This window comes from Actinoallomurus acaciae (assembly GCF_042429965.1).
GTDB classification, from domain to species: Bacteria; Actinomycetota; Actinomycetes; order Streptosporangiales; family Streptosporangiaceae; genus Actinoallomurus; species Actinoallomurus acaciae.
The window spans coordinates 1-18,689 of record NZ_JBHLZP010000112.1 but is presented as its reverse complement, the minus strand read 5'-3'; the positions used below and the strand labels follow the sequence as shown (position 1 = coordinate 18,689).

Annotated in this window: 12 protein-coding genes and 2 pseudogenes; 4 read left to right on the top strand and 10 right to left on the bottom strand. The window is 71.2% G+C overall.

Annotated elements, in window-relative coordinates:
• Both ACFFNX_RS17190 and ACFFNX_RS17185 read right to left on the bottom strand, forming a co-directional pair.
• A pseudogene (locus tag ACFFNX_RS17190) lies at positions 1-841 on the bottom strand (GGDEF domain-containing protein); the annotation flags it as partial.
• A 447-nt stretch (positions 842-1,288) separates the two neighbouring features.
• Positions 1,289-2,200 carry a 2-hydroxyacid dehydrogenase gene (locus ACFFNX_RS17185; protein ID WP_378202508.1) on the bottom strand — a complete coding sequence of 304 codons (912 nt, stop codon included), beginning with the start codon at positions 2,198-2,200 and terminating at the stop codon, positions 1,289-1,291.
• A gap of 182 nt (positions 2,201-2,382) precedes the next feature.
• Between ACFFNX_RS17185 and ACFFNX_RS17180 the strand changes: the two genes are divergently transcribed.
• From ACFFNX_RS17180 to ACFFNX_RS17170, 3 genes are all read left to right on the top strand, one after another.
• Positions 2,383-3,480 carry a PQQ-dependent sugar dehydrogenase gene (locus tag ACFFNX_RS17180; RefSeq protein WP_378202506.1) on the top strand — a complete coding sequence of 366 codons (1,098 nt, stop codon included), beginning with the start codon at positions 2,383-2,385 and terminating at the stop codon, positions 3,478-3,480.
• A gap of 21 nt (positions 3,481-3,501) precedes the next feature.
• A complete protein-coding gene (locus ACFFNX_RS17175; protein ID WP_378202502.1) occupies positions 3,502-4,053 on the top strand; it encodes a suppressor of fused domain protein in 552 nt (183 codons plus the stop codon).
• A gap of 70 nt (positions 4,054-4,123) precedes the next feature.
• Positions 4,124-5,128 carry a YihY/virulence factor BrkB family protein gene (locus ACFFNX_RS17170; RefSeq protein ID WP_378202499.1) on the top strand — a complete coding sequence of 335 codons (1,005 nt, stop codon included), beginning with the start codon at positions 4,124-4,126 and terminating at the stop codon, positions 5,126-5,128.
• Positions 5,129-5,560: 432 nt separating this feature from the next.
• Here ACFFNX_RS17170 and gatB read toward each other — a convergent pair whose 3' ends face one another.
• The 6 genes from gatB to ACFFNX_RS17140 all read right to left on the bottom strand — a co-directional run bounded on the left by gatB (position 5,561) and on the right by ACFFNX_RS17140 (position 14,333).
• Positions 5,561-7,042 (bottom strand): Asp-tRNA(Asn)/Glu-tRNA(Gln) amidotransferase subunit GatB, encoded by a 1,482-nt coding sequence (gene gatB / locus ACFFNX_RS17165; protein WP_378202511.1) that lies wholly within the window; start codon positions 7,040-7,042, stop codon positions 5,561-5,563.
• A gap of 11 nt (positions 7,043-7,053) precedes the next feature.
• A complete protein-coding gene (gene gatA, locus ACFFNX_RS17160; protein ID WP_378202496.1) occupies positions 7,054-8,565 on the bottom strand; it encodes an Asp-tRNA(Asn)/Glu-tRNA(Gln) amidotransferase subunit GatA in 1,512 nt (503 codons plus the stop codon).
• Positions 8,565-8,912, bottom strand: coding sequence for an Asp-tRNA(Asn)/Glu-tRNA(Gln) amidotransferase subunit GatC (gene gatC / locus ACFFNX_RS17155; protein WP_378202493.1), 348 nt, complete (start codon positions 8,910-8,912; stop codon positions 8,565-8,567). Before gatC ends, gatA begins: the two co-directional genes overlap by 1 nt.
• A gap of 88 nt (positions 8,913-9,000) precedes the next feature.
• Positions 9,001-11,097: a putative bifunctional diguanylate cyclase/phosphodiesterase gene (locus ACFFNX_RS17150; protein WP_378202490.1), complete on the bottom strand. Its 2,097-nt coding sequence runs from the start codon at positions 11,095-11,097 to the stop codon at positions 9,001-9,003.
• 225 nt (positions 11,098-11,322) lie between these two features.
• Positions 11,323-13,485 carry an NAD-dependent DNA ligase LigA gene (gene ligA / locus ACFFNX_RS17145; RefSeq protein ID WP_378202487.1) on the bottom strand — a complete coding sequence of 721 codons (2,163 nt, stop codon included), beginning with the start codon at positions 13,483-13,485 and terminating at the stop codon, positions 11,323-11,325.
• A 110-nt stretch (positions 13,486-13,595) separates the two neighbouring features.
• A complete protein-coding gene (locus ACFFNX_RS17140; RefSeq protein ID WP_378202484.1) occupies positions 13,596-14,333 on the bottom strand; it encodes an SDR family oxidoreductase in 738 nt (245 codons plus the stop codon).
• A gap of 123 nt (positions 14,334-14,456) precedes the next feature.
• Between ACFFNX_RS17140 and ACFFNX_RS17135 the strand changes: the two genes are divergently transcribed.
• On the top strand, positions 14,457-14,810 hold the full coding sequence (locus ACFFNX_RS17135; protein ID WP_378202481.1) for a winged helix-turn-helix transcriptional regulator: 354 nt from the start codon (positions 14,457-14,459) through the stop codon (positions 14,808-14,810).
• 1,409 nt (positions 14,811-16,219) lie between these two features.
• Here ACFFNX_RS17135 and ACFFNX_RS17130 read toward each other — a convergent pair.
• Positions 16,220-18,046, bottom strand: a pseudogene (locus ACFFNX_RS17130) (NACHT domain-containing protein); the annotation flags it as partial.
• A 59-nt stretch (positions 18,047-18,105) separates the two neighbouring features.
• A partial coding sequence (locus ACFFNX_RS17125; protein ID WP_512699851.1) for a uroporphyrinogen decarboxylase/cobalamine-independent methonine synthase family protein occupies positions 18,106-18,689 on the bottom strand: 584 nt, incomplete at its 5' end.

Sequence of the window (18,689 nt, the reverse complement as noted above, 5' to 3'; positions counted from 1 at the left end):
CGGGCGCGAGGCCGGGGCCGACCAGCGGCCGGGGCGTGTCCTCGGCCGGCCCCTTGCCGCGCCCGAGCCAGGGTACGGCGGCCAGGAGCAGCAGCCCGGCCGTGCGGACGACGTCGGCCGGTATGCCGTGGGTGGCGTCGTCGCCCAGCCGGAGCACGGCGTACACCACGTCGGCCGCGGACAGCACGAGCAGAGCGCAGTACGCGAGCGCGGCCGGCCGGTGGTTCGCGCGTACGGCGACGAGGGCCATCGGGAACAGCACGCAGACCAGCGCGGCGTCCAGCACCGGATAGCGCAGCTCGATGAGGTACTGGCCCCAGCTCTCCCCGGAGGTGTGGTAGAGCCGATCGAAGATCGCGACCCAGCCGACCACGAACAGGGCGCAGGCGCAGACGTAGGTGTCGGCCAGGTAGCGCAACCAGGGCCGCGGGCTGCGCGGCAGGCGTATCGGCACGAGGAAGCCCGCGGTGATCGCGATCGGCGCGACCAGCAGGAACAGGTCGGCCGGCGAGACCGTCACCACCGCACGGCTGATCACGAGCCGGGAGACGGCGTTCACCGTGGCGCCGGCGCACCAGGCCAGCGCGGCCACGCCGAACCAGCGCCACATGTCCCGGTCGATCTTGCCGGCCGCCGTCTGGGGCGTGCGTACGGCGGCGTACATGAGCGACGACGCCGCGGCGGCCGCGGCCCAGGCGGAGAGCCATGCTCCGGACAGCCCGCCGCCCCAGCCCAGGCCGAGCGCGAGGGCGTAGATCAAGGCGAGCGCCACGAGCGCTCCGAACGGCCGCACCGACGCCGGTATGTGCCCGCGCCGCCGCTCCGCTCCCTCCCCGGTCATCTCGTTGCTCCCCGCGACTTGATCATGAGCCGTCCCGCTCTGGAAACGCCTCGCAGGGCGCACATGACTCCCGGATCCTCCACCGAACCCGGTCGGCTCTCCGGCGGGCTCGCCACCGGTCTTGTCAAGTGCTTTGTCATCCTTGCGAGGCGGCGTCCCGCCCGAGCGGGACACCGGGTTTTGAGTTGCGAACCCCGCGAACCGAGGCCGGGGTCTTCCGGCTTGGCCCGCGCGGTGGTCAGGCTGGTCAGCTTCGCGGCTCAATCTACGGGCCGTATGTCACGGAGCGATTGAGGCCGGGCGTCCAGCAGGCGACGGATGACCACGGTAAGTAATCGCCGCCGTGACCTTTTGGGTGCTTTGTCCGAAATAGTGACCAAAGAGGAAACGTAGCGGCCTGTAATCGGTCCCCGGCGGGCAAAGGACCGCCGGGCAGTGTTTACCCGATCAGTAGTCGCCCTTAATGACGTTGATCGGGGGCTCCCCCGTGACAAGCCGCCTGACCTGGTCACGAACGAGTGCGACGATCCGCCGGCGCGATGCCGGCGTGGAACCCCCGACGTGCGGGGTGATGAAGACCCCGGGCGCCGCCCAGAGCGGGTGGCCGGCCGGCAGCGGTTCGGGGTCGGTCACGTCGAGTACCGCGCGGAGCCGCCCCCCGGTCACCTCGTCCAGCAGCGCCTCGGCGTCCACGACGGTGCCGCGGGCGGCGTTGACCAGCAGGGCACCGTCTTTCATGCGCGCCAGGAACGCCTTGTCGACCAGTCCGGTGGTCTCGGCGGTCGAGGGGACGATGAGGACGACGACGTCGGCCTCGGGCAGAATCCCGGGCAGCGCGCTCACAGGGTGTACGCCGTCGCGGGCGGTGCGTGCGACACGGATGATCTTGGTCTCGAACGGGGTGAGGCGCCGCTCGATCGCCGCGCCCACCGAGCCGTACCCGACGATCACCACGGTGCGGTCAGTCAAGGCGTCTGTCATGTGCCAGTCCCAGCGTCCCTCACGCTGGGCGTCGCGGAAGCCGGGAAACTCCCGCTGGGCCGCGATGATGCCGCCGACCACCCACTCGGCCGTGCTCGCGTCGTGCACGCCGCGCGCGTTGCACAGGACGACGTTCTCGGGCACGAGCGGCAGGAAGGTGTCGACCCCCGCCACCTGCAGCTGGATGCACCGCAGGTGCGACATCTCGGCGACGATCTCGCGGCTCCGCGGGGTCGCGACGAACGGTGGCACGTAGACGTCGACCTCGGCCGGGTCGCCGGGCCGTTCGTCACTCCGGCCGTCATAGACCCGCGCGCTCACGCCCTCGACGCCTTCGACGGCGTCGGCGAGCTCCCGGTCCGGCACCCAGATTCTCACTGACCCCTCCCATCCGGTGGAAAAGATCGTACGGCCATCGCTTCCAGGCCGTGACGCCGAGGTGTGACGATGGGGCATGGAGGGGCACGGACCACCCGATTCCGCCGTCCCGGAGGGCGACCACGGAGAGTCAGCACGGGCCGAACGAGTTCGCTCCGGATTGAGATGGGAACTTGACCAAAGTGAGGCTTAACACATTCGTCATCGTGTGCGCCCTGACACTCACCGGCTGCTCGTCCGGCGGATCGCCGCGCGGGGGCGGTGTCACGTCACCGCCCCCGGCTCCGACTTCGCCGTCGGCTTCGGGGGCGCGGCTCGGGACGCCGCGCGACCTGGTGACGGGGCTGTCGGTCCCCTGGGCGATCGCGTTCCTGCCCGGCGGCGACGCCCTGGTGACCGAGCGGGACACCGCACGCCTCGTGCGCGTCACCCCTGCGGGAAAGGCCACCACCGTCGGAACCGTGCCGGGCGTGTCACCGGCCGGCGAGGGCGGCCTGCTCGGCGTGGCCGTCTCCCCGTCGTACGCGAAGGACCACTGGGTGTTCGTCTACTACAGCGCCTCGTCCGACAACCGGATCGCCCGGTTCCAGTACCGCGGCCAGGGCATCGGCGCCGTGCAGACGCTCGTGAAGGGCATCCCGCGCGGGCAGATCCACAACGGCGGCCGCCTCGCGTTCGGCCCCGACCACCGCCTCTACGCCTCGACCGGCGAGACCGGACGCGGCGGACTGTCGCAGGACCGGTCCTCGCTCGCCGGCAAGATCCTCCGGATGACGCTCGACGGCAGGCCCGCTCCCGGCAACCCGTACGGCACGCTCGTCTTCTCCTACGGGCACCGGAACGTCCAGGGCCTCGCGTGGGACGCGCAGGGGCGGATGTTCGCCACGGAGTTCGGCCAGGACCGGTTCGATGAGATCAACCGCATCCTGCCCGGGCACGACTACGGCTGGCCGGTGGTCGAGGGGTTCGGCGGCGACCCCAAGCGGTACACGCCGCCGTTGCTGACCTGGCGGACCTCCGAGGCGTCTCCGTCGGGACTGGCCTACGACCACGGGTCGCTGTGGGCCGGCGCGCTGGCCGGACGGCGGCTGTGGCAGGTACCGGTCAACGCGGACGGGACGGTCGGCAGGCCGGTGCCGCACCTCGAAGGCCGGTACGGCCGCCTGCGGGCGGTCGTCACCGCCCCGGACGGCTCACTGTGGGTCAGCACGAGCAACCGCGACGGCCGAGGCTCCCCCGCCAAGGGAGATGACCGGATCCTGGTTGTTCCGGTGTCCTGAACGGGTTCTAGGCTGTCGCAGATGGACGATCGTGAGGTGACCGAGCACGCCGAACGCCACCTGGGCACCCTCCTCCGCGCGCACCCCCTGGAGAACGACTCCGGCCGTGACCTCGGTCTCGGCGTGTTCCTCTTCCAGTCGCCGTCGATGGTGACCGTGGTGACCGTCGGGCTGCGCTCCCGGATGCTGCAGTCACCGCTGCCGCTGGAGCTGGCCTGCTCGGTGCGCCCGGGGCAGGAGGACCACGCCGAGCGGCTCGTGGAGCGGTTCGCCCGGCTCTCGGTGCTCGGCGACGTCGAGCTGGAGTACGACGACGGGTTGCTCGTCGAGGAGCCGCTGGTGCCGGACACGGAGATCCGCGGGCTGCTCGCGGCGCCGCACCCGTACGCGGACGAGATGTTCAACCTGGTCCGCGACGCGGACGAGACGCTGAGCCTGCAGTTCGTCACCCTGGTGCCGATCACCGGGCCGGAGGGGGCGTACCTGCGGGACCACGAGACCGGTGAGCTGTTCGAACTGTGGGAGTCGGCCGGCACCGACCTGCTGGACCTGCGGCGTCCGTCGGCCGTCTGACCCTCTCTGGTGACCGCCCGGTCACCGAACGGGATGGCGCCGTGCCTCTTCTGCCCCTATCGTCAGTCCAATGTCAGAAGATCAGCGGCATGTGCGGATAACGCTGTTCTTGCGGCGGATCCTCAGCGCCGACGCCATGCGCCGGGCGGTCGCCGGCCCAGGCGAGGGTTTCACCGCCCGGGACTGGATCGTCGTCCTGCAGCGCGTGCGCAAGGAGGCCAGGGAGGACAACGTCGGGCTGATCGCGGCCGGCGTCGCCTTCTGGGCGATCCTGTCGATCGTCCCGCTGCTCATCGGCGTGATGGCCATCGCCTCGCTGGTCGCCGGGCCGGCCTGGGTCCACGGGCAGCTCGGTCCGCTCGCCACGATCCTGCCCCGTCCCGTCGCGCGGTCCCTGACCGACCAGCTGTCCGACGCGGTCGCGGCGATGAGCGGACAGGGCCGGACGGTGGGCCTGGTCGTCGGCCTGCTCGGCGTGCTGTGGACCTGCTCCCGCGGCTTCGGCGCGCTCATCAACGGACTGCACGTGGTGATCGACGCGGAGGACACGCGGAACGTGATCCGCAAGCGCGCGACCGCGTTCGGCATGACGACCGGGGCACTGGCGACCGCGCTGGGAGCGCTGTGGCTGGTCGCCTCCGTACCCCCGATCGGCCTGCGGGACGCCGACGTCATCGTGGGCTTCGCCATCCGCTGCCTGCTGCTGGCCGTGCTGGCGGTGGTCGGCCTGATCTTGCTGTACCGGTACGGCACGGACCGCGCGAACGCCGACTGGCACGCGGTCCGCTGGGGCGCGGGCATCGCGATGACGGGCTGGGCCGTGATGTCGGTCGCGCTGGCGCTCTACACGGCCGACACGGGCGGGAGAAGCTCGACGTACGGGACTCTCGCCGGGGCGGCGGCCATCGCGACCTGGCTGTACATGTCGTGCTACATCATCCTGCTGGGCGCCGAGATCAACGTGGAGATCGAGCGTCTGCTGGCACACCGCGCCGCCTTCCGCGACGAACCAGCAGAACCCGCCCCCGCAAACGCCGAAGCCCCACCCGGCCCGGTGACAGAACCCGCGGGGTGAAGGCCCCCGCGGGGTTGAGGGTCCCGTCCGGGCATGACGTCGTCGACGCACTCGACGCGCGTGTCCTCGACGGCTCCACCACGTCGAAGTCCGCGCAGTGCAGCGGGCCGACACGGCACGTCCTCCAGTGCCGCCGCCCCCGGGCACGGTGACGCGGGCTCGCCCCAGCGGCTCCCAGGAGGGTGCGGAACGGTGCGGGCTCCGGCCTCACGCGCGGACGTGAACATCTCCGCCGTGACGACACCCCACGACCGCGACGACACCGCCCGTCGCGTACGGAGTGCGCCGCGCCCCGGCGACGCTCGGGACAGGCGATCACGATAGGGGCGGGTGGGCGGCTCGCCGATCCGCGCATGGGCGGACGCCGAAAAGCGCCGCCGGAGGGGGCGGCGCGGCCCCCGTTTCCGGGGACCGCGTCGCGCCGGGCCGATGTCAGCCGGTCAGCCTCTGGATGATCAGCTCGCGGGCGCGGCCCGCGTCGGCCTGGCCTCGGGTGGCCTTCATCACGGCGCCGACCAGGGCGCCGGCCGCGGCCACCTTGCCGCCGCGGATCTTTTCCGCGACGTCCGGGTTACCCGCGATGACCTCGTCGATGACGGCGGTCAGCTCGCCCTCGTCGCTGACGATCTTCAGGCCGCGCTTCTCCACGACCTCGTCCGGGGTGCCCTCGCCCGCGAGGACGCCGTCGAACACCTGGCGTGCCAGTTTGTCGTTCAGCGCGCCCTCGGCGACCAGCGCGCTCACGCGGACGACGTCGGCCGGGGTGACCGGCAGCTCGGTGAGCTCGACGCCCTGCTCGGTGGCGCGGCGGGACAGCTCGTTCATCCACCACTTGCGGGCCGCGGAGGCCTGCGCGCCCGCGTGCACGGTCTCCTCGATGAGGTCGAGCGCGCCCGCGTTGACGATGTCCTGGAGCTCCTTCTCACTGAGGGACCACTCCTCACGGACCCGGGCCCGGCGGGCGGCGGGGAGTTCGGGCAGGCCGGTCAGCAGCTCGTCGACCCACTGGCGCGACGGAGCCATCGGCACCAGGTCCGGCTCGGGGAAGTAGCGGTAGTCCTGCGCCTCCTCCTTGCTCCGGCCGCTCGTGGTCGTGCCGGTGTCCTCGTGGAAGTGACGCGTCTCCTGGATCACCCGCTCCCCCGCGTCGAGCACGCCCGCCTGCCGCTCGATCTCGCTGCGTACGGCACGCTCGACCGAGCGCAGGGAGTTGACGTTCTTGGTCTCCGAGCGGGTGCCCCACTCCGAGGAGCCCACCGGCATGATCGACACGTTGACGTCGCAGCGCATCGAGCCCTGCTCCATGCGCACGTCGGACACGCCCAGCGAGCGGACCAGCTCGCGCAGCTCGGTGGCGTACGCCCGCGCGACGAGCGGCGCCTTGTCCCCGGTCGCGGGGATCGGCTTGGTGACGATCTCCACCAGCGGGATACCGGCGCGGTTGTAGTCGACCAGGGAGTAGTCGGCGCCCTGGATGCGTCCGGTGGCGCCACCGACGTGCAGCGACTTGCCGGTGTCCTCCTCCATGTGGACCCGCTCGATCTCGATGCGGTACGTCTCGCCGTCGACCTCGACCTCGAGGTGGCCGTCGACGCACAGCGGCTCGTCGTACTGCGAGATCTGGAAGTTCTTCGGCATGTCCGGATAGAAGTAGTTCTTCCGGGCGAACCGGCACCACTCCACGATCGAGCAGTTCAGCGCCAGACCGATCTTGATGATGCCCTCGATGGCGGCCTGGTTCGTCACCGGCAGGGACCCCGGCAGGCCGAGGCAGACCGGGCAGACCTGGGTGTTCGGCGGGGCGCCGAACTCGGTGGAACAGCCGCAGAACATCTTGCTCTTGGTGCCCAGCTCGATGTGGGTCTCGATGCCCAGCACCGGCTCGTACCGGGTCAGCGCCTCGTCGTACGGCACCAGCGTGGTGGTCACTTCACAGCCTCCGTGAGGTCAGGGGCCTGCGCCAGCAGCGGGCCGCCCCAGCGGTCCTGCAGGGCCCGCTCCACGGCGGCGGCGACGCGGTACGTCCGGTCGTCGGCCAGCACCGGGGCCATCACCTGCAGGCCGACCGGCAGGCGGTCCTCGTCGGCCAGGCCGCAGGGCACCGAGATCGCGGCGTTGCCGGCGAGGTTCGACGGGATCGTGCACAGGTCGGCGAGGTACATCGCCATCGGGTCGTCGGCCCGCTCGCCGATCGGGAACGCGGTCGTCGGCGTGGTCGGTGACACCAGCACGTCCACCTGCTCGAACGCGGCGTCGAAGTCGCGGGCGATGAGGGTGCGGACCTGCTGGGCCTTGCCGTAGTAGGCGTCGTAGTAACCGCTGGACAGGGCGTAGGTGCCGAGCATGATGCGGCGCTTGACCTCCGGCCCGAAGCCCTCGGCGCGGGTCAGCGCCATGACCTCCTCGGCCGAGTGGGTGCCGTCGTCGCCGACGCGCAGGCCGTAGCGCATCGCGTCGAACCGGGCCAGGTTGGACGAGCACTCCGACGGCGCGATCAGGTAGTACGCGGGCAGCGCGTAGGTGAAGTGCGGGCAGGAGACCTCGACGACCTTCGCGCCGAGCGACTCGAGCAGCTCGACCGCCTCGCGGAAGCGCGCCAGGACGCCCGGCTGGTAGCCCTCGCCGCCGAACTCCTTGACGACCCCGATCCGCAGGCCCTCGACGTCGGCGCGACGCGCGGCCTCGACCACCGGCGGCACCGGGCGGTCGATCGAGGTGGCGTCCATCGGGTCGTGCCCGGAGAACGCCTCGTGCAGCAGCGCCGCGTCCAGCACCGTACGGGCCAGCGGCCCCGGGGTGTCGAGGGAGGAGGCGAACGCGATCAGGCCGTACCGGGAGGAGCCGCCGTAGGTCGGCTTCATGCCGACCAGGCCGGTCACCGCGGCGGGCTGGCGGATCGAGCCGCCCGTGTCGGTGCCGGTGGCGAGCGGTGCCTCGTACGCGGCGACGGCCGCCGACGAGCCGCCGGAGGAGCCGCCGGGAATCTTCGCCAGGTCCCACGGGTTGTGGGTCGGGCCGAACGCGCTGTTCTCCGTGGAGGAGCCCATCGCGAACTCGTCCATGTTGGTCTTGCCGAGGATGACCATGCCCGCCTCGCGCAGCCGCGACGTGACCGTCGCGTCGTACGGCGGCTGCCAGCCCTGGAGGATCTTGGACGAGCAGGTGGTCGGCATGTCCTTGGTGGTGAAGACGTCCTTGTGCGCGATGGGCACGCCCGCGAGCGGGCCGAGCCGCTCACCGGCCGCGCGGCGGGCGTCGACCGCCCGCGCCTGCGCGAGGACGCCGTCCTCGTCGACGTGCAGGAACGCCTTGACGTCGCCGTCGACCGCCCGGATGCGGCCGAGGTGCTCCCGCGCGATCTCCTCCGCCGTCGCCTCGCCGGAGGCGAAGAGCTCCGCGAGCTCGGCGGCGGTCTTCTTGACCGTACTCGTGCTCATCACGCCTCCTCGTCGAGAATCCGCGGGACCTTGAAGCGCTGCTGCTCGGAGGCCGGAGCGCCGGCGAGCGCCTGTTCGGGCGTGAGGCCCGGCCGCACCTCGTCGGGGCGGAAGATGTTGGTCAGCGGCAGCGCGTGCGAGGTCGGCGGAATGTCCTCCGCCGCGACCTCCTGGACCCGCGCGACCGCGGAGATGATGTCGCCGAGCTGGGTGGCGAGATGGTCGAGCTCGTCCTCGCGGAGTGCCAGCCGGGAGAGCCGGGCGAGGTGCGCGACCTCGTCACGGGTGATGGCACCGCCGGAGGCTGCCTCTTCGGCGGAGCCCGTGGCGGCGTGCTCATCAGGCATAGGGAAACCGTTTCTGCGATCGATGGATTCGGTTCAATCCTAGAGGGCGTCGACCCTTGGCACCGACCGGTTTACCCAGCACTGATCGTCAGCAGGCCGCCTCTTCCGGCGCGGCCAGCTCGTGCGAGCGTTCCCGCAGCCAGGCGGTGGCGTCGTCGGCCGTCATCGGCGGCCGGAAATGGTAGCCCTGGGCGGCGTCGCAGCCCATCTTGCGCAGGAGGTTCGCGGTCGCGGCGTCCTCGACGCCCTCGGCGACCGAGCGGAGCCCCAGGGTGCGGACGAGATCCACGATGGACTGCACGATCACCGCGTCGTCACTGGTGTCACACAGGCGCCCCACGAACGAGGAGTCGATTTTGATCTCTTCGACCGGCAGGCTCCTCAGGCGTACGAGGGAGGAGTAGCCGGTGCCGAAGTCGTCCAGGCTCAGCGGGATGCCGAGCTTGGCGAGCGCGGCGACCGTGTCGGCGGCGTAGGCCGGCTCGGTCATGAGGATCCGCTCGGTGATCTCCAACTGGAGCGCGTGCGGCGGCACGGCGTGACGCATCAGCCCCGAGGCGATCGTCTCGGTGAGCGTCGCGTCGAGCAGGTCGCGCCCCGAGGCGTTGATGGAGACCTGGACCGTCAGCCCGGCCTGCCACCACTCGGCCACCTGCGCGAGGGCGGCCTCGACCACGAAGCCGGTGATGCCGCGCATGAGGTACGTCTGCTCGGCGATCGGCAGGAACTGGTCGGGTGTCAGCAGGCCCTTGACCGGGTGCCGCCACCGCAGCAGCGCCTCCATGCCGACCGGGCGGTCGTCATCGAGGAAGATCTTGGGCTGGTAGTGGAGCTCGAGCTCGCCGCGGTCGATCGCGCGGCGCAGCTCGCCCTGCCGGCCGAGCCGCTCGGGCGAGTTGCGGTCGCGGTCGGGTGAGTAGATCTCCACCCCCGTGCGGTTCTCCTTCGCCACGTACATCGCCACGTCGGCGCGCTGCATCAGGAGCTCGAAGTCGGGCGCGTGGTCGGGGTGGAGTGCGATGCCGACGCTGCCGTCGAGGTCGAAGGAGTTGCCGTCGAGGCGGACCGGCTCGCCCAGGGCGGCGCGCAGCCGGGCCGCCACCTCGCGGGCGGCGCGGGCGTCGCGTACGGACGGCAGCAGCACCGCGAACTCGTCGCCGCCGAGCCGCGCGACCAGGTCGCCGGGCCGGACGCTGTGGGTCAGCCGATGCGCGACGAGTTGCAGGAGACGGTCGCCGGTGGGGTGTCCGAGCGTGTCGTTGACCTCCTTGAACCGGTCGAGGTCCAGCAGGAACAGGCCGACCCGTTGCTGCGGCTCCTCGGCCCCCCGGCCCTGGACCGTCCTGCGCTCGGCCAGGTGACGCGCCTCGGCGAGCGCCTGCTCGGTACGGATGATCAGCAGCTTGCGGTTGGGCAGGCCGGTCAGGGCGTCGTGCATGGCCTGGTGCTCGCGGCTGAGCGAGACCGACGCGTTGAGGTAGACCGCGATGAACGGCAGCACGAACAACGGCACGAACGCCGCCGACCGGCTCATCGCCACCGCGACGAGGGGCGCCAGCCCGAGCAGCGCGGCGTGGACGAGCAGCTGGAGCCCGAAGTTCCAGCGCATCGCCTTCAGCACCGAGCCACGCTCGTGGAACGCGATCGCCGCGTTGACCAGCACGGAGTTGACGAGGAAGTACGCCGTGCCGGCGAGCGCCATCGGCAGCAGGTCAGCGCCGTCGGGGATCCACACGTGGCTCGGCGAGGCCGTGATCCCGAACGCCAGGAGGGTCAGGCCGGCCGCGGTGAAGCTGAGGGTGTACTGGCCGACGTTGAAGACGGTGCGATGCAGCGCGCGGCGGCGCAGGATGCCGGTGGCCATGGCCGCGACCGCATGGAACACCAGGGCCGTGGGCAGCCCCGCGTACACCATGGTCGCGAACGTGAACGTGGTCGAGATCGTGGCGCCGGTCGTCTCCGTGGAGCCCGGCGTGACGATCGGCTTGAGCTCACCGAGGATGATCAGGCAGGCGAGGATCCAGAAAAGCGGGTTACGGACCAGCTCCTGAAGATCGACGCTGCGAAGGAAGGCGACCGAGGCGGCGAGCGCCGCGATGCCGGCCGAAGTGACACTGACGACGTAGATCCACAACGGCGACCCGCGCCGTGGGACCGTGTCTCGCGTGTTGTTCGGGTCCTTCATCACGTCCTCGGGGGGTTACACCAAACGCTCCGCTTTCGAAGTCCGCGGTGGTGTTTGGACGGACACAGGTAGTGCTGAGGGGAGACTACGACGTTCGGGCAACTTCGCGAAACCGGTTGGGCACGTTCTGTTACGTCCGAAATCTAGGGGTCAACGGTACGACGGTAATCGAACGATACCGTACGGTATGTTGTTGCAGGTCAGAAAGCGTCGAGCCGGTCGCGGTCACTCTTCGGACGCGACCGCCACCTCCCTGGCCGCATCCGGTCCCTTTTCGAGCAGGACGCCGAAGCCCGCCTCGTCCAGGAGTGGTACGCCCAGCTTGACCGCTTTGTCGTATTTGGACCCTGGGCTGTCGCCGAACACCACGAATCCGGTCTTCTTCGACACCGAGCTCGACACCTTGCCGCCGAGGTTCTGCACGGCGGCGGTGGCGGAGTCACGGCTGTAGCCGTCGAGCGAGCCGGTGATCACCACGCTGACGCCCTCGAGCGGCCGCGGCCCTTCGCCGCCCTCGTCCTCCATGCGGACCCCGGCCCGGCGCCACTTTTCCACGATCTCGCGGTGCCACTCCTCCTCGAACCAGTCCTTGACCGAGGCCGCGATCGTCGGGCCGACGTCCTCGACCGCCGTCAGCTCCTCCTCGGAGGCCTCGACGATGCGGTCCATCGACCGGAACTCCCGCGCCAGGGCCTGCGCCGCCGTCGGCCCGACGTGGCGGATCGACAGCGCGACCAGGACCCGCCACAGCGGCTGCTCCTTGGCCTTCTCCAGCTCCTCGAAGAGCTTTTCCACCGTCTTCTTCGGCTCGCCGGCCTTGGTGGCGAAGAAGGTGACGACCTTCTCCTCCCCCGTCTTCGGATCGATCTTGGGCAGGCCGGTGCGCTGCTCGCGCACGACGGACTTGATCGGGAGGAGCTCGTCGACCGTCAGGTGGAACAGGTCGCCCTCGTTCTTGACCGGGGGGTCCTTCGGCTCCAGCGGCTGGGTGAGCGCGGTCGCGGCCACGTAGCCGAGCGCCTCGATGTCGAAGGCCCCGCGCCCGGCGACGAAGTAGAGGCGCTCGCGGAGCTGGGCGGGGCAGTTGCGGGCGTTCGGGCAGCGGATGTCGACGTCGCCCTCCTTCTGCGCCCGCAGCTCGGTGCCGCACTCGGGGCAGTGCGTCGGCATCTCGAACTCGCGCTCGGTGCCCTCGCGCAGGTCGACCACGGGCCCGACGATCTCGGGGATGACGTCGCCGGCCTTGCGCAGCACGACCATGTCGCCGATCTTGACGCCCTTGCGCCGGACCTCGTGGGCGTTGTGCAACGTCGCGTACGCGACGGTCGAGCCGGCCACCGTGATCGGCTCCATCACGCCGTACGGCGTCACCCGACCGGTGCGGCCGACCCCGACCCGGATGTCGAGCAGCCGGGTGTTGACCTCCTGCGGGGGGTACTTGAACGCGATCGCCCAGCGCGGCCACCGGCTCGTGGACCCGAGGCGCCGCTGGAGGACGAGCTGGTCGACCTTGACCACCACGCCGTCGATCTCGTACGCGGGCTCGTGCCGGTGCTCGCCGTAGTGCTCGATGTACTCACGCACCTGGTCGAGGCCGTCGACCACCGTGTAGCGGTCGCTCACCGGCAGCCCGAACCCGCGCATCAGCTCGTACGCCTCGGACAGGCTCCGCGGCTGCTCTCCGCCGGTCCACGTGCCGAAGCCGTGCACGATCATGTTGAGCGGGCGCCGGGCCGTGACACGCGGGTCCTTCTGCCGCAGTGAGCCGGCCGCGCCGTTGCGCGGGTTGGCGAACGGCGACCTGCCCGCCTCGATCAGGCTCTCGTTGAGCTTCTCGAACGCCTCGACCGGCAGGTAGACCTCGCCGCGCACCTCGAGCAGGTCGGGCACGTCGTCGCCCTCCAGCCGGCCCGGCACGGCCTCGATGGTGCGGATGTTGTTGGTGATGTCCTCACCGGTGCGCCCGTCGCCCCGCGTGGCGCCCCGCACCAGCCGGCCGTTCTCGTACGTCAGGTTGACCGCCAGCCCGTCGATCTTCAGCTCGCACAGGAAGGAGGCGACCGTGCCGACCTCCTTCTCCGCGCGCGTCACCCAGGCGCTCAGGTCGTCGGTGTTGAAGGCGTTGTCGAGGCTCTGCATCCGCTCGAGATGCTCGACGGTCTCGAAGTCGGTGGTGATCGGCGCCCCGACCTTCTGGGTCGGCGAGTCGGGCGTGATCAGGTCGGGATGCTCGTCCTCCAGCGCGCGGATCTCCCGCATCAGGCGGTCGTACTCCGCGTCGCTGATGGTCGGCGAGTCGAGGACGTAGTAACGGTAGTTGGCCTCGTCGAGCTCCTGGGACAGCTCGCCGTGCCGCTGCCGGGCCTCGTCGGGTACGGATGTCGCCACGTCTGTCTCCCTGCCGTGCGGGTGCCGCTGAGAGACAGTGTCTCGCGCGGGACCGACAGTTTGACCTGCGGCTCGCCCGTTGACGTGCCCGTTCACCGGCGAAAGCGGCGTCAGGGAGCGGCGAGCACGCGGAAACCGCCGTCGACCGGGATGCGGACGCCCGTCGCCGCCTGGAAGTCGCCTCCCACGATCGCGGCGACGACCTTCGCCACGTCCTCGGGTTCGAGCATCCGGTGCAGCACCGAACGCTCGGCGCGTGCCTTCTTCTCCGGCGTCGTCATGTGGGCCGTGGCGTCCGTGCGTACCGCCCCGGGCGCGACGACGTTCACCCCGATCCCGTACGGCCCGGCCTCCGCGGCGACGTGCCGCGCGAAGGTGTCGAGCGCCGCCTTGGCGGTGGCGTGCGCGATCGCGCCGGGGCGGGTGAGCTCGGCGCTGAGGCTGGAGACGTAGACGATCCGCCCGCTCCCCTGGCCGCGCATCACCCTCGTCACCCGCTGGGTCAGATGGAAGACGGCGGCCATCTCACCGTCCACCTTGCCGATGAAGTCCTCCCAGGTCATGGCGTCGAGCGGCGCGAACGGCGGGGGGATGTTGGCGTTGCAGACGAGCGCGTCGACGGTGTCGCGGCCCCGGACGAGGGCGGCGACCTGCTCCGGGTCGCGAACGTCGGCCTGGGCGAGCTCCGCCGTGCCGCCTTCCCGGCGGATGTCCTCCGCGACCTTCTCCGCGCTCACCGCGTCGCCGCGGTAGTTGACGACGACGTGGAAGCCGCGGCGTCCCAGCTCTCTGGCCGTCGCGGCACCGATCCCCCGGCCGGCACCGGTGATGAGGGCGACTTTCGACACTTCTCCTCCTCGCTTGCGGGGCTTCACGGTAGGGGGAGACGCTAACTTCTGGTAAGTACATACCCTGAGGTAAGCTCCGCACGTCGGGTACGGCTCGCAGGATGGAGCGGGTGGTGGCGGGACGTGAGTGACGTGTTTCACAGGGACTGCCCGGCACGCATGGTGCTCGACCACGTCACCAGCCGGTGGGGCGTGCTGATCCTCACCGCCCTGCGCGAAGGCGACCTGCGCTTCTCCGAGCTGCGCGAGAAGATCGAGGGCATCAGCGAGAAGATGCTGTCCCAGACCCTGCGCATGCTGCTGAGAGACGGTCTGGTGTCCCGCACGGTCGAGCCGTGCACACCGCCGAGGGTGACCTATGGCCTGACGACACTGGGCAAGGGCATCACCGAGCCCCTGGAGGGCCTGTCCGGCTGGATCCGCGACCACGCCCCGGACATCCTCGCCGCCCAGGCCTCCTTCGACGCCGCGCGGTGAGCGCCGTCCCTCATCCTGGAGGCACCGTGGCACGGGCCGCCCGTTCGATCACGGTCGACCGATGCAGGGCGTCCGCTCCCCGGACACGTTGCCCGTGGTCCAACGTGATCCTCAGGCGGGACATCCCGGCGAGGGGGGCGAGGTCCACCTCGCACTCCTTCCGGAAGGTCACGGAGATGCAGCATCCGCAAGGTGCCGAGACGCCTCAGCGGTGCCAGGTCGGTGAGACCGGGACACCGCCAGATCCGTAGCGTCCGCAGCGGCAGCGACGCGATACCGGTCAGATCATCGATGCGATCGTGCTCGTGGAAGCTCAGATGGGCCAGCTTCGGGTGGAAGGCCCGCATGTCGCCCCAGTAGGAGCGGCCAAGACCCGCGTTGGTCAGGACCAGTTCCCACATCTCGTCGTAGGGGCGGAGCAGGTCGCCGTCGGTCAGTCCCGGGCAGCCGTACAGGTACAGGCCTCGCAGCGACGGCTGCTCGCCGAGGCCGGTGAAGTCACGTACCCCTTCGAGCCCCTTCATTCCCAGGCCGTCCAGACGCGGCAGCCGCGACAGGGCTCCCAGGTCTGCGTCCCAGCGGTTCGGGTAGAGGTAGAGGTCCTTCAAGAACGGCAGCGCCTGGAAGACATCGAGATCCTTCAGCGCCCCGTGGAGGTTGAGCCAGACGATCTCGAGCGTGGCGTGTTCGGCCAGGTGGGTCAATGACTCCGCGGACGAATATGCGCGCACATGCGTCAAATGGGGAAGACCGGCGAGATGCTCGAGTCCCGCCCCCTTCGGCAGGAAGACGGCAAGGCGGGCCAGGCGGCGCAGGGCCGGCACCGCAGGAAGCAGCAGCGGATTCTCCACCACGATCGTCCCCTTGACGAGCGGCGCGTCGGCGAGGACCTTCTCCGCGTAGGTGTGCGGCTCGAAATAGCCCCAGGCGGTGACCAGTTCCTTCTGGACCTTCGTGCGCGGATCGGAAGAGTAGTGGGACAGGACGTCCAGGGCGCGTGGGCCGTTGACCAGCCAGGCCGTTCGTACCGTGGCGACCGCCTGGGCCTCTGACAGGTCCTCCAGCGACTCCGGAAGGCGGCGCAGGATCTCCTCGCCCGCGGAGGCGAGGCGGCGGGCCTCGGTGGCGTTTCTCGGCGGGATCAGGCGGGACACGCAGCGTTCGACGCGGTTCTGGGACTCCCGTGGTATGTCCGGGATGGTCTCCAGGCACGCCGCGACCAGCATTCTCAGGCGGTGGCCATATCTCTGTTCCGCCTCGGCGCGGTCGAGCAGGCCCGCCAGGAGCTCCCGGCGCAGTGGTCCGTTGGCGTGGCCCGCCGCCATCAGGACGGTCTCCCGCCACTGGTCCAGGTGGGCCTTTGCGACGAGCGTCTCGATGTCGGCGTCGTCGGCCGCCTGCCGGGCGGCGAGGTACTCCTGGACCGTGCGGTGCACGAAGTCGATCCGGTCCGGCACCGGCTCGCGGATCACGCCGCTGCGCTGGATCAGGTAGTCCAGGATCTCCCCGGCCGTCGCGGCGACGCGTGGCATGGCCTCCGCTCTGGCCTCGATGCGCCGCAGGGCCGTGGCCCTGGACAGTTCGGCGCGGCCGAGGACGGTGAGCCGCCAGGCCAGCTCCTGGAGCAGGCGTTCCTTCTGCTCCCGTTCGAGAACGATGCCCGGATGGCTCCGGATGCCGCGCTCGACGTCCCGGCGCTCCAGCAACAGGTCGAGGACCGCGCGGTACAGGCCCATGCGGTCGCGCGGAAGATGGGTCACGCGGTCGAGATTGAGGGCGCACAGCATCGCGGCGAGCAGTGGCGTCGTCGCCAGTGCGCGCAGGTGGGGGCCGCCCTCCAGCCGGGCTAGGAGGTTCCCCTCGTACGCGGGCAGGTCCTCCGGGGCGCACGGCAGGTTCCCCGCGTGGCGGACCGCCTCGTGCCACTGCCGGACGAGCTCGCGCAGGTTGTCCGGGGTCATCGGCTCCAGCATCACCGGCCGGAAGCCCTCCCCGGTCAGCCAGCGGCCGTCCGCCGCCGCCGGGCGGGACGTGATGATCGTCCGTACGCTCGGGTAGACGTCGAGGAGCTCGCGCAGCCAGCGGCGGAGCGTCTCTCTGCGCCCGTACGGCACCTCGTCCACGCCGTCGACGAGGAGGATCCCCCGGCCCGTGTCCAGGACGCGGTGCGCCCATCCGGCGGGCGCCAGCCCCGCGAGCGGCCCGGCGACGAGGTCCTCCGGCCGCGGCAGGGGGACCTCGCTCCAGCTGCGGAGCCTGATCAGGAACGGCACGCGCCCGTTCCAGTCCCGCAGGTCCCCGGTGAACACGCCGCGGGCCGCCGTCACCGCGATCCAGTCCAGTAACGTGCTCTTGCCCGACCCAGCCTGGCCGCGCAGGAGCGTACGGGACGAGCGGGCGAGCATCGACTCGGCCGACGCGGTCGACGGCTCCCGCTCGGCGTGGTCCCCGGTGAGCGCCGCCGTCCTCAGCGGACCGCCGTCGTCGCGCACGCGGTCCTCGGCGGTCGCGGTGAGGCTGATGTAGGCGACGCTCAGGGTGGCTCGCGGGCGGTAGTTCTCCACGCGGAGGCCGAACAGCTCGATCTCGTCCAGGGTGCCGGCGAGGTGTTCGAGGTACCGGCGCTCGAACCCGGCGTCGTCCCGGGTCCCCTGCGGGGCGTCGAGCGACCGGGCCGGGATCCGGTCGAGCGCGATCGCGATCCGGTCGCCCAGATCCGACAGGCGCGACAGCGTCTCGGCGAGGGCGCGCGGGGTGAACTCCGCGAGGCCGAGCACGATGCGGACCAGGCAGTCACAGCACTCGTCCAGGGCCACGTCGTACAGACGCGCCGCCGCCTCGCCGAGCTGTCCCTCCGGCGCGGGCACCAGCGCGCGGACGCGCCGGGCCAGCTTCACCGGGTCCGCGTCGGCCGCGAAGAGCGTCTCGTCGGACAGGTCGATCGTCCCCAGCGCGCGCTCGGCCTCGGCCAGGGCCGCGGCGCGGTCGTCGGCGGACAGGCCGCCGTACTCCTGCTCGATCAGCGGCGTCAGGCGGCGCTCCACCGAGTCGGCGATGTCCGCGAGCCGGCGTTCGAGCCTGCGGCGGGCGAAGCGGTCCGGGAACGACACCCTGATCAGCTCGGTCAGGTCCTTGCCGCGGTCGGAGGCGGCGGCGCGGGCGGCCAGCCACTCGCGGCCGGCACGTCTGGCGACCGTCCTGCCGGCGGCGGCAGCGGCCACTTCCAGTCCCGTCATCTTCGCCCCCAGCGCCGATTCGCGACAACACTCCGGAATCGACGGCCATGACGGTGCCGTTACCCGTCCTCGGAGGTCTCCAGGAGGACGCGGGCGGCCGCGCGGCAGTGCCTCAGGGCCGTACGGGCGTACGACGGGGTGGCGCCGGCCAGGCCGCAGGACGGGGTCACGACCACCGACTCGGCCAGGGACTTCGGGGAGAAGCCCAGGCGGCGCCACAGCTCGCGTACCCGCGCCACCGAGCGCTCGGGCTTCGGCAGCCTCGCGTCGGTCGCGGGGATCACGCCCAGCAGGAAGCCGGTGCCCGCCTCCACGGCCTCGCCGATGGCCTCCTCGTCGCGGAGCAGGGACGCGTCCACCGACAGGGCCTTCGCGCCGGCGGCGCGCAGCAGGCCGTACGGCACGCCGGGCGCGCAGCAGTGGACGATCGGGAACGCCCCCGCCTGGTCGATGACGCGGCGCAGCGTGTCCTCGGCGATGGGCGCCTCGACCGAGCGGATGCGGGAGAAGCCGCTCGCGGTCGGCACCGTTCCCGCCAGCACGCCCGGCAGTGACGGCTCGTCGAACTGGACGAGCAGGTCGGCGCGCGGCAGGCGGCGCCGTACGTCGCGCACGTGCGCGGCCACGCCCTCGGCCAGGGACG